Annotated in this window: 11 protein-coding genes; 7 read left to right on the plus strand and 4 right to left on the minus strand. The window is 69.6% G+C overall.

The genetic code is table 11. The features are described 5' to 3' along the window. Positions 1–58 precede the first annotated feature (58 nt). The 6 genes from ASF80_RS17810 to ASF80_RS17835 all read left to right on the plus strand — a co-directional run bounded on the left by ASF80_RS17810 (position 59) and on the right by ASF80_RS17835 (position 4,245). Entirely contained in the window at positions 59–1,336 is a 1,278-nt protein-coding gene (locus ASF80_RS17810) for a DUF445 domain-containing protein (protein WP_056313538.1), read from the plus strand. A 55-nt stretch (positions 1,337–1,391) separates the two neighbouring features. Then, on the plus strand, positions 1,392–2,210 hold the full coding sequence (locus ASF80_RS17815; RefSeq protein ID WP_235560045.1) for an SDR family NAD(P)-dependent oxidoreductase: 819 nt from the start codon (positions 1,392–1,394) through the stop codon (positions 2,208–2,210). A gap of 43 nt (positions 2,211–2,253) precedes the next feature. Beyond that, positions 2,254–2,979 carry a hypothetical protein gene (locus ASF80_RS17820; protein WP_157521118.1) on the plus strand — a complete coding sequence of 242 codons (726 nt, stop codon included), beginning with the start codon at positions 2,254–2,256 and terminating at the stop codon, positions 2,977–2,979. After that, positions 2,976–3,380 carry a hypothetical protein gene (locus ASF80_RS17825; protein ID WP_056313543.1) on the plus strand — a complete coding sequence of 135 codons (405 nt, stop codon included), beginning with the start codon at positions 2,976–2,978 and terminating at the stop codon, positions 3,378–3,380. Before ASF80_RS17820 ends, ASF80_RS17825 begins: the two co-directional genes overlap by 4 nt. Positions 3,381–3,475: 95 nt before the next feature. Further along, positions 3,476–3,820 (plus strand): PadR family transcriptional regulator, encoded by a 345-nt coding sequence (locus tag ASF80_RS17830; protein WP_056313546.1) that lies wholly within the window; start codon positions 3,476–3,478, stop codon positions 3,818–3,820. Then, positions 3,817–4,245, plus strand: a complete 429-nt coding sequence (locus ASF80_RS17835; RefSeq protein WP_056313548.1) for an HAAS signaling domain-containing protein — start codon at positions 3,817–3,819, stop codon at positions 4,243–4,245. Before ASF80_RS17830 ends, ASF80_RS17835 begins: the two co-directional genes overlap by 4 nt. 7 nt (positions 4,246–4,252) lie before the next feature. Here ASF80_RS17835 and ASF80_RS17840 read toward each other — a convergent pair whose 3' ends face one another. From ASF80_RS17840 to hutH, 4 genes are read right to left on the minus strand one after another with little or no spacing between them, the layout of a single operon-like run. Continuing rightward, the gene (locus ASF80_RS17840) at positions 4,253–5,158 is read right to left on the minus strand and encodes an arginase family protein (protein WP_056313550.1); all 906 of its coding nucleotides are present in this window, start codon (positions 5,156–5,158) and stop codon (positions 4,253–4,255) included. Then, positions 5,142–6,371 carry an imidazolonepropionase gene (hutI, locus tag ASF80_RS17845; protein ID WP_056313553.1) on the minus strand — a complete coding sequence of 410 codons (1,230 nt, stop codon included), beginning with the start codon at positions 6,369–6,371 and terminating at the stop codon, positions 5,142–5,144. Before hutI ends, ASF80_RS17840 begins: the two co-directional genes overlap by 17 nt. Then, positions 6,368–8,068 carry a urocanate hydratase gene (gene hutU, locus ASF80_RS17850; RefSeq protein WP_056313556.1) on the minus strand — a complete coding sequence of 567 codons (1,701 nt, stop codon included), beginning with the start codon at positions 8,066–8,068 and terminating at the stop codon, positions 6,368–6,370. The genes hutI and hutU overlap by 4 nt, the downstream gene beginning before the upstream one ends. Further along, entirely contained in the window at positions 8,061–9,602 is a 1,542-nt protein-coding gene (hutH, locus tag ASF80_RS17855) for a histidine ammonia-lyase (protein ID WP_056313557.1), read from the minus strand. Before hutH ends, hutU begins: the two co-directional genes overlap by 8 nt. A 52-nt stretch (positions 9,603–9,654) precedes the next feature. Between hutH and ASF80_RS17860 the strand changes: the two genes are divergently transcribed. Further along, positions 9,655–10,431, plus strand: a complete 777-nt coding sequence (locus ASF80_RS17860; RefSeq protein WP_056313559.1) for an IclR family transcriptional regulator — start codon at positions 9,655–9,657, stop codon at positions 10,429–10,431. Positions 10,432–10,598: the final 167 nt, after the last annotated feature.

Genomic DNA, 10,598 nt, shown 5'->3' on the forward strand with positions numbered 1-10,598 from the left:
CAGCTACCCGCCATTCCGGAATGGGATCTGACCGAGCAACGCATGAAAGGATGACGTCATGCCGCGAACCCCGATGGCGCTTCTGTCGCCCGCAGACCAGGAACGACTTCGCGCCCTCCGCCGGATGAAGGCGGTGGCTCTCGGAGCACTCATCTTCATGGCGGTCGTGTTCGTGATCGCGTTCGCGTTCCAGGAGCGGCAGCCGTGGCTCGGCTACGTGCGCGCCGCCGCCGAAGGCGGCATGGTGGGTGCTCTCGCCGACTGGTTCGCCGTGACAGCGCTCTTCCGCAGGCCGTTGGGTCTGCCCATCCCGCACACCGCGATCATCCCGAACCGCAAGGACGAGATCGGCCGTACGCTGGGCGAGTTCGTCGAGACGAACTTCCTCGAAGCGAGCGTCGTGCGCACCAAGCTCGCCAGCACCGCCATCGCGAAGCGCGCCGGCGAATGGCTGCGCGAGCCGGCCCACGCCGAGCGTGTCGGCGCCGAGGGAGCGACGATCGCGACCGCCGTGCTCAACGCCCTGAGCGACGACGACGTGCGCGACCTCATCACCGATCTCGCCCGCGAGCACCTCGTCTCGCCCGAATGGGGTCCGCCGGCTGGAGCCTGGCTCGAGAAGATCGTCGAAGCGGATGCTCACCACGGAGCGGTCGACCTCGCGGCCGACAGCATCGCCCGCTGGCTGGATGCCAACGCCGAGTCGTTCTCGGGGCTCATCTCGCGGCGGCTCCCCGGGTGGGTGCCGAAGCTCGCGCACCGCTTCGTCGACGACACCGCCTACAACGAGGCGGTCAAGTTCGTACGCGCCGTGCAGGCCGATCCGAAGCATCCGGCCCGCATCGCCGTCGACGGCTACCTCGCCCGCCTCGCCGACAGCCTGCAGAACGACCCCGCGACCAGGGCCAAGCTCGAGAACGCCAAGGCCTCGCTGTTCGACAGCCCCCGCGTGGGCGCCCTCGCGGCCGAGGCGTGGAACACGGCCAAGAACGGACTCCTCACCGCCCTCGCCGACCCCGAGAGCGGGCTGCGCGTGCGTGCGGCTCAGGCTCTGCAGGAGGTCGGCGACAGGCTGACGACGGATGCCGCGCTGCAGCACCGCGTCGACACCTGGGTGTCGGATGCCGCGGTGTTCCTCGTCGACCGCTACCGCCACGACATCGCGTCGATCATCACCGACACCGTCGAGCGCTGGGACCCGGTCGAGACGACCGAGAAGATCGAGCTCATGGTGGGCCGCGACCTGCAGTACATCCGCCTCAACGGCACCTTCGTGGGCGCCCTCGCGGGTCTCGCGATCTTCACGATCGCCCATCTGCTGATCCCCGGGGTCTGACGTCCCGGTCTCCGTGCACCCGCGTCAGCGCACGCGCGGGAAGTACGATCGCCCCATGACTTCACCTCAGATCTGGATGATCACGGGCGCAGGCCGCGGGCTCGGACGCGCTCTCACCGAGGCCGCACTCGAGGCGGGGCACACCGTCGTGGCGACGGTCCGCGGCGAGCATGAGCTGCCCGCGCACGACCGCCTGACCGTCATGGCTCTCGACGTCCGCGACCGTCGCGCCGCGCGCGACACCGTTCGCCGCGCGGTCGAACATCTCGGGCGCATCGACGTGCTCGTGAACAACGCCGGCTACGGACTGATCGGCTCCGTCGAAGAAGCCTCAGAGGACGACATCCGCTCGATCATGGACACGAACCTGTTCGGTCCGCTCTGGCTCAGCCAAGCAGTCATCCCGATCATGCGCGAGCAGGGCGGCGGACACATCGTGCAGATCTCGACCGTCGGCGCGGTCGGCACGATGCCGATGCTCGGGCTCTACAACTCCACGAAGTGGGGGTTGGAAGGGTTCAGCGAGGCCATGGCCGCCGAGGTGGCACGCTTCGGCATCCGCGTGTCCCTGATCGAACCGGGCGGGCTCGACACCGCGTGGGCAGGGCCGAGCATGCGGTTCAGTTCGCCATCCGACGTCTACGACGCGCAGCGGATGGAGCTGTTCGGCACAGCCGAGGTTCCGTGGCCCCAGGGCGAGTCGGCCGGCGGCACGACACCGACGGATGCCGCAGCCGCGATCCTCGCTCACGTCGACTCCGATGACGGGCCCCTGCGCGTGCTCATCGGCGACGATGCTCCTGAACAGGTCGCCGCAGCGCTCGACCTTCGGAGACAGGACTACTCCCGCGATCCCCGGTTCCCCGGCGCGTAGTCCGCCGGCCCCGCATCAGGTGCAGTTGCTAGGGTCCTCACCTATGGCCGCCGATGACGCATCCACCAGCTCAGGACGCAGGCGAACAGGCAGGCGTCCGTGGCAGCGGGCCCTCGCAGCGTTGTCTGTGCTGGTCAGCGGCGTCGTCGCCTTCGTCCTCGCCGGCTCCGCCCTGGATCTCGTGCGGGACCAGTTGCACCACAACTGCGGGATGCAGCCGCCGGGCTCCGAGGGAGCGGGCACCTGGATCTGCAGCGACGGTATCGGATACCTCGCCATCGCAGGCATCCTCGCCATCGGGTGGCTCGCTGTCGTGCTCTCCGGCTGCCTCATCGCTCTGCTCGTCCGCCCCTCGCGACAGGCGCGTCCGGCGCTCGTGATTCTCGCAGCCGTGTCCGCCGCGTGGGTCCTCGGGCTGACCTGGTACGGGTCGACGACGAATGTTCAGGATCAGTACGCACCGATGACGGGCGCGGAGTACTGGCTGGAGGCGGTCGGCCCCGCGGCCCTCGTCAGCGTGCTCGGCGTGACAGTGGGTCTGCTGAGCCTTGTGCCTACGGGGCCGCTCTCGTGGATTCTGGGGATCGTCGCGACAGTCCTGCTGATCGTCGCGACCGTGCTGCAACCCGGGCTGAGCCTCAACCTCATCCCGCCCGTGGGGCTGCTCGCCGCGGCGACCATCCGCGCGGTCGGTCCCGACACGATCATCCGCCAGAGGCCGCGTCAGGATCGACGGCCAAGGACCCTGCGTGAGAGAACCGGCGCGTGAACGCGCTCTTCGGTACGGCCGCGCTGATCGCCCTGCTTGCACTCGGTATCGCAACCGCCATCGGCCTCGGACTCCGACCTCGACCGGCCCCCGAGTACTGGGCGAGCCTCGTCGCGTGGAGCCTTCAACTCCTCGCCGCGATGGCAGCGGTGTTCTGGGTGGGATTCCTCGGGATCTCGACACCGGGTTGCGCGCCGAACTGCGACTGGGACCTCCTCGGCTACAACTTCCAAGGGTTCATGATCGCCACCGCGATCATCCAGTTCGCAAGCCTGGCGCTCATCGTCCTGCTGCGCCGACGCCCGAAGGTCTGGGTGGTGCCGCTGGCTGCGACGGCGCTCATCATCGTCCTCTGCGTGGTCTCGTCGATCATCGCCTACAAGGCCATGCTGTTCTTCTGAGTCGCGCCGTCCTTCTGAATCATCCGCAGACGTGCGTCGCGGGCCTCAGCACCCGATAGGTAGAGATTCGGACTAGTCCGTGCCATGATCTAGTCATGGATTCGACGCAGTGGCCCAGCGAGTGGATACGGGCCGCACTTCCGGGCGCCGTGCTCGCACTCGTCAGTGACGAGGATGCCTATGGCTACCTGATCGCGCAGCGTCTCGCGGCGGCCGGATTCGGCACCGTCAAGGGGAGCACGCTCTATCCGCTGCTCGCCCGGCTCGAACAGGACGGCTCGCTCGCGTCGACCTGGCAGGACGGAGCCGGAGGGCCTGGGCGCAAGTACTACTCGATGACAGACGCGGGCCGACATGCGCTGGATGAGCACCGGGCTGCCTGGGCGGATTTCACCACCAGGACGATGGCAGTCCTCGGCGACACGAAGGAGTCACGATGAGCGGCACACGAGACGACGACTACGGCACGGCTCTCGAAGACGAGCTCGAGCTGCGCGACGTGCCGAGCGATGAGGTGGATCTCATCGTCCGGGAGGTGCGGAGCCACCTCGCGGAATCCGGCGAGGATCCGCTCGAGGCGTTCGGTTCGCCCGAGCACTACGCAGACCAGTTCGCCCCGCGATCCTGGACGCGCCGGATGCTGTGGCTGCTCGTGGCTCTCGCCGGTCTGCTCGGCGCGGGAGCGGGATTCCTGCTGCTCAACGGCATGTTCGGGCTCATGGATCCGTCGATGCAGCTGTGGGGGTGGGCACCGAGCATCCGGCTCACGCTGGGGACCTTCTGCCTCCTGGGCCTGGCCGGTCTCCTGACCTTCATGGTGATGGGGTCGCGACGACGCCGAGCGTCGTGGACGCTCGGCGACTGAGAGGCCGTCAGCGCGCGGCGAGGGCCGCGAGCATCTCGAGCACACAGAGGGCCGCGAGCCTGACGGTGCGCATGTCGTCGGTATCGGCGGTCGCGTCGACCTCGGCGATGTCTGCACTGACGACGCGCGGATCCGTGACGATCGAGCGGACGAGCGCGCGCAGCTCCCACGCCGCGAAACCGCCGGGAACGCTCGCCGGGCACCCGGGCGCCGCGGCCCGATCGGTGGCGTCGACGTCGACATCGAGATGGATGCGAGCGGCGGCGGCGGCTCCCGCGATGCGCGTCGCCTCGGCGACGACGTCGTCGATGCCCCGGCGCCTGACCTCGTCGAGGGTGATCACACGGATTCCCCACTCGGCGGCCCGCGCCGCGTAGGCGGCGGAGTTCGCGAAGTCCGCGATGCCGATCTGGACGATCCGTGTCGGGTCGATCCGCTCGCCGTCGGGGGCGTCCTCGATCAATCGCCGCACAGGCGACCCGTTCGAGATGCCGTCGCGCAGGTCGAAGTGCGCATCGATCGTGATCAGCCCGGTGGCCCCCGCTCCTCGCGCGACCGGGTAGGTCAGCGCGTTGTCGCCCCCGAGCGCGATCACGAGACGCGCGGATTCGGCGAGCTCGTGCACGCGCGCGACGCTCGCCGCGGTGCCATCCTCGCCGTCGGGTTCGGCCACATCCCCGGCGTCGAGCACGCGCAGCGCCTCGCCGAGATCGACGACCGGCGGACCCATCAGCGTCGCGCTGTACCGGGTCAGCACCTCCCGGATCGCCGCGGGCGTCGCATGGGCGCCGGTCGGCGACAACGAGGTACGCCAGGTCGGAACGCCGAGCAGCACGGCATCCGCGTCGTCTCCGGCGGCGAAGGCGGGCCAGGATCCGGCGCGCGGCCAGAGATCATCATGCGAGAGAGCCACGGTTCTCCGTTCCTCGTGCCTTCGACGGTGCCGCGAAGACCGCGACTCCGTCCTTCCACACCTGCTCGACGAGCGGAACTCCCGGCCGATACGCGAGATGGATGCGCGTCGGTGCCTTCAACAGCACGAGGTCTGCGCGCGCTCCCACCGCGATCAGGCCGACGTCGTCGCGTCGCAGCGCCCGCGCTCCCCCGGCGGTCGCCGCCCACACGGCTTCGGCGGGGGTCATGCCCATGTCGCGCACCGCGATCGCGATGCAGAACGGCATGGAGGACGTGAAACTCGAACCGGGGTTCGTGTCGCACGCGATCGCGACGGTGACGCCCGCATCGATCAGTCGTCGCGCGTCGGGATACGGCTGCCGGGTCGAGAACTCGACTCCGGGCAACAGGGTGAGCACCGTGTCCGAGGCGGCGAGCGCGGCGATATCGGCATCGGTCAGGTAGGTGCCGTGATCGATGGAGGCGGCTCCGAGCTCGACGGCGAGGCGCACCCCGTCGCCCGGGCCGAGCTGGCTCGCGTGTACTCGGGGCAGGAGGCCCTTCGAGACACCGGCTTCGAGCACGCGCCGCGACTGTTCGACCGAGAAGGCACCGGTCTCGCAGAACACGTCGATCCATCTCGAATGCGGAGCACAGGCGTCGAGCATCCGACCCGTGACCAGGTCGACGTACTCGTCGACGCGGTCGGCGTACTCGGCCGGAACGACGTGCGCCCCGAGGAACGTGACCTCCGGCGTGACCTCGGCAGCGAGTCGCACGAGGCGCTCCTCATCCGCGACGCTGAGCCCGTATCCGCTCTTGATCTCGACCGTGGTGGTGCCCTGCGCGAGCATCTCGTCGAGGAATCCGCGCAGGCGGGCGCGCAGCTCGTCGTCGCTCGCCGCTCGCGTCGCAGCGACGGTCGAGCGGATGCCGCCCGCGGCGTACTTCTGCCCCGCCATCCGCGCCTCGAATTCGGCGGCGCGGTCTCCGCCGAACACGAGGTGGCTGTGGCTGTCGACGAACCCGGGGATGACCGCGCGACCACCGGCGTCGATGATCGCGTCGGCATCAGGTGCGGCCACGGGCGCGGCATCCGCCGAGCCCACCCAGGCGATCCGTCCGCCGTCGATCAGCACGGCCGCGTCGTGCAGCGTGCCGAAGCGGTCTCCCTCGGGCAAGCCGACGTTGGTCGTCAGCTCTCCGATGTTCGTGATCAGCGAGGTGCTCACAGCATCGGCACCTTCAGCCCGCGCTCGCGGGCGATGTCGCGGGCGTGCTCATATCCGGCGTCGACGTGACGCATGACTCCGGTGCCCGGGTCGTTGGTCAGCACCCGTTCGAGCTTCTCGGCGGCCAGCGCCGAGCCGTCCGCGACGCTGACCTGGCCGGCGTGGATCGAACGCCCGATGCCGACTCCGCCGCCGTGGTGCAGAGACACCCACGAGGCGCCGGATGCCGTGTTGAGCAGCGCGTTCAGCAGCGGCCAGTCGGCGATGGCGTCAGAGCCGTCCTTCATGGCCTCGGTCTCGCGGTACGGCGACGCGACGGATCCGGAGTCGAGGTGATCTCGGCCGATCACGATCGGCGCCGCCAGCTCACCGGACGCCACCATCTCGTTGAACTTGAGGCCGGCGAGGTGGCGCTCCTTGTATCCGAGCCAGCAGATGCGCGCGGGCAGCCCTTCGAAGTGCACTTTCTCGCCCGCTTTCTCGAGCCACCGGTGCAGGGCCTTGTCGTCGGGGAAGAGCTCGGCGATCGCGCGATCAGTCTTGTAGATGTCCTCGGGGTCGCCCGAGAGAGCCGCCCAGCGGAAGGGCCCACGGCCCTCTTCGAACTGCGGGCGGATGTACGCCGGCACGAAGCCGGGGAACTCGAATGCCCGGTCGAAGCCGCCCAGCTGCGCCTCTGCCCGGATCGAGTTGCCGTAGTCGAAGACCGCGGCCCCCGCATCCTGGAACGCGACCATCGCCGCCACATGCTGCGCCATCGACTCGCGAGAGCGGCGGGTGAACTCCTCGGCATCCCGCTCGGCCTCGGCCTTCCAGTCGGCGACCGAGATGCCGACCGGCAGGTAGGCGAGCGGATCGTGAGCGCTGGTCTGGTCGGTGACGATGTCGATCGGCACGCCCCGGCGCAGCAGCTCGGGGAAGACCTCTGCCGCGTTGCCGACGACGCCGACCGAGAGCGCCTCACCGTCCTGCTTGGCTGCGACGACCCGGGCGACGGCTGCATCGAGGTCGGTCGTGTACTCGTCGAGGTATCCGTGCTGCACCCGGCGTGCGAGGCGCGACTCGTCGACATCGACGATCAGCACGACCCCGTCGTTGAGCGTGACGGCGAGCGGCTGCGCGCCGCCCATGCCACCGGCGCCGCCGGTGAGGGTCAGCGTGCCCTTGAGCGAGTCCCGGCCGAGCGAGCGGGCGACGGCCGAGAACGTCTCATAGGTGCCCTGCAGAATGCCCTGGGTTCCGATGTAGATCCACGACCCGGCGGTCATCTGGCCGTACATGATCAGACCGAGCTCTTCGAGCTTGCGGAACTCGGGCCAGGTCGCCCAATCGCCCACGAGGTTCGAGTTGGCGATCAGCACGCGAGGCGCCCACTCGTGCGTGCGGAAGACGCCGACGGGCTTTCCCGACTGCACGAGCAGAGTCTCGTCGGGTTCCAGTTCGTCGAGCGTGCGGACGATCGCGTCGTACGCCTCCCAGCTGCGAGCCGCCTTTCCGGTGCCGCCGTACACCACGAGGTCCTCAGGGTGCTCGGCGACCTCGGGATCGAGGTTGTTCATGAGCATCCGCTTCGCCGCTTCCGCACCCCAGCTCTTGGCGGTGCGCTGGTTGCCGCGGGCGGCGCGGACCGTGCGGGGTCCGGCGGGCGGCGTGGATCCGGGGGTCGCGGTCGATTCGGGGGTCGTGGTGTCAGTCATTCGCGTGCTCCTTTGCGATGCGGGCGACGGCGCCGGACTGCACGAGTGCGGTCACGGCCTCCAGGTCTGGTGAGAGGAAGCGGTCGGGTCCGGGACCCGCCGCGACGGTGCGGACAAGATCACGCACGGCGCCGGTCGCAGGACCCGCCTGCAGCGGCGCGCGCAGGTCGAGGGCGCGGGCTCCGGTGAGGATCTCGATCGCGAGCACCCGGCCCAGTCCGTCGATCGCGCGGCGGAGCTTGCGAGCCGCCGCCCACCCCATCGACACGTGGTCCTCCTGCATGGCCGACGACGGGATGGAGTCAACGGATGCCGGAACGGCGAGGCGCTTGAGCTCCGACACGATCCCCGCCGCGGCGTACTGCGCGATCATCAGACCCGAGTCGACACCGACCTCATCGGCGAGGAAGGGCGGCAGGCCGTGGCTGCGCGCGGGGTCGAGGGCGCGATCGGTACGACGCTCCGAGATCGAGGCGACGTCGGCGACCGAGATCGCGAGGAAGTCGAGGACAGCAGCGACCGGCGCTCCGTGGAAGTTTCCGTTGGATTCGATGCGGCCGTCGACGGTGATCACGGGGTTGTCGATCACGCTCGCGAGTTCACGGTCGGCGATCGTCGACGCGTAGCCCATGGTGTCGCGCGCGGTTCCGTGCACCTGCGGCGAGCAGCGCAGCGAGTAGGCGTCCTGCACGCGGCCATCCTCCGGGCCCTTGTGGCTGTGCACGATGGGCGAGTCGCCGAGGAAGGAGCGCAGGTGGGCTGCCGAGACGGCCTGCCCCGCCTGGGGCCGCATCGCCATGAGGTCGGCGGCGAAGACGGCATCCGTTCCCATCTGCGACTCGACCGACATCGCCGCGGCCATATCGGCAGTGAGCAGCAGCTCATCGAGATCGTGCAGCGCCAGCACGAGCATCCCGAGCATGCCGTCGGTGCCGTTGATGAGGGCGAGCCCCTCCTTCTCGACGAGAGTGAGCGGCTCGATGCCGGCGGCGGCCAGAGCATCGGATGCCGGGATGAGCGTGGCCTCGGCGTCGCGGACGTCACCCTCGCCCATCGTCGCGAGCGCGATGTGGGCGAGCGGGGCGAGATCGCCCGAGCATCCGAGCGAACCGTACTCGCGCACGACCGGGGTGATCCCCGCGTTGAGCAGACCCGCATACGTCTCGACTACGACGGGGCGGACGCCCGTGCGGCCGGACGAGAGCGTCTGCAGCCGGAGAAGCTGAAGACCGCGCACGACCTCGCGCTCGACCTCTGCGCCGGTGCCGGCCGCGTGGGAGCGGATCAGGCTCGCCTGCAACTGCAAGCGGCGGTCGGGCGCGATGAAGGTCGTGGCGAGTGCGCCGAACCCGGTGGACACCCCGTAGTGCGGGTGCGGGTCGGCCGCGAGGCCGTCGATGACACGGCGTGTCTCGGCAACCCGGACGAGGGCCTCGGGGCTGATGGTGACCGGGGCGCCGTGTCGGGCGACCGCGACGACATCGGCGTGGCTCAGGGGGGCATCGCCGACGAGGACGGAAGGCAGTTCGCTCATGTGTCGATTCCACACCCGACGGGTCGCGCGCGACAGGCGATCGTGGGATCCTGTGTCTGTGATCCCAGACAATGCGGAGACCGCCGCCCAGGTGCCTGCGGCCCAGAACACCCTGCGGATCCTCAGCTATCTGGCGGGGCGACCCGCACCCGTCGCTGCGTCGGCGATCGCGCGCGAGCTCGAGCTGCCCCGGTCGACCGTCTACCACCTGCTCACGACCCTCGCTGCGCACGGCTTCGTCCTGCACATGAAGGAGGATCGGCGGTGGGGGCTGGGCACCTCGGCCTTCGAGCTCGCCGGCGGATACGCGCGCCAGCAGCCGCTCGCGCGGATCGGGCGGCCACTCGTCGCCGCCCTGTCGGATCTTCTCGGCGAAAGCACGCACCTGGCGGTGATGAGTGGCGGCGATGTGCTCTACATCGTCGAGGAGCGCGCGCCACGGAGGCAGGCTCTCGTCACGGATGTCGGCGTCCGCCTGCCCGCGCACCTCACCGCCTCGGGGCGGGCCATGCTTGCGGCGCTCCCCCGTGAACAGGTGCGGGCGCTGTATCCGAGTGCGTCCGCCTTCCCGGATCGCACAGGACTCGGTCCACGAAAGCCGAGCGAGCTGCGTGAGCTGCTTCGCATTGTGAGGGAGCGCGGCTATGCGACCGAGGACAGCGAGGTGGCAGACGGACTGCGCAGCGTCGGCGCCGTCGTCCGCGATCACGCGGGCTGGCCGGTCGCCGCAGTCGCGGTGACCTGGGCGGGCGGCGAGCTCGACGAGCGCACGCTCGCGGATGCCGTCATAGAGACGGCCGCGGTGCTCGAGTCCCGCCTCAAACGCTGACGCGAGAGCCGGGCCTGCGGTGTGTGCAGCCCGGGGGCCTACACGTCTGCGTGGGAACGCACGTTAACGCAGAAAAGCCACCCAACATTGGGTGGCTTTTCTGTTTAAAAGAAGTCCGGCGGTGTCCTACTCTCCCACAGGGTCCCCCCTGCAGTACCATCGGCGCT

Source organism: Microbacterium sp. Leaf159 (assembly GCF_001423615.1).
GTDB lineage: Bacteria > Actinomycetota > Actinomycetes > Actinomycetales > Microbacteriaceae > Microbacterium.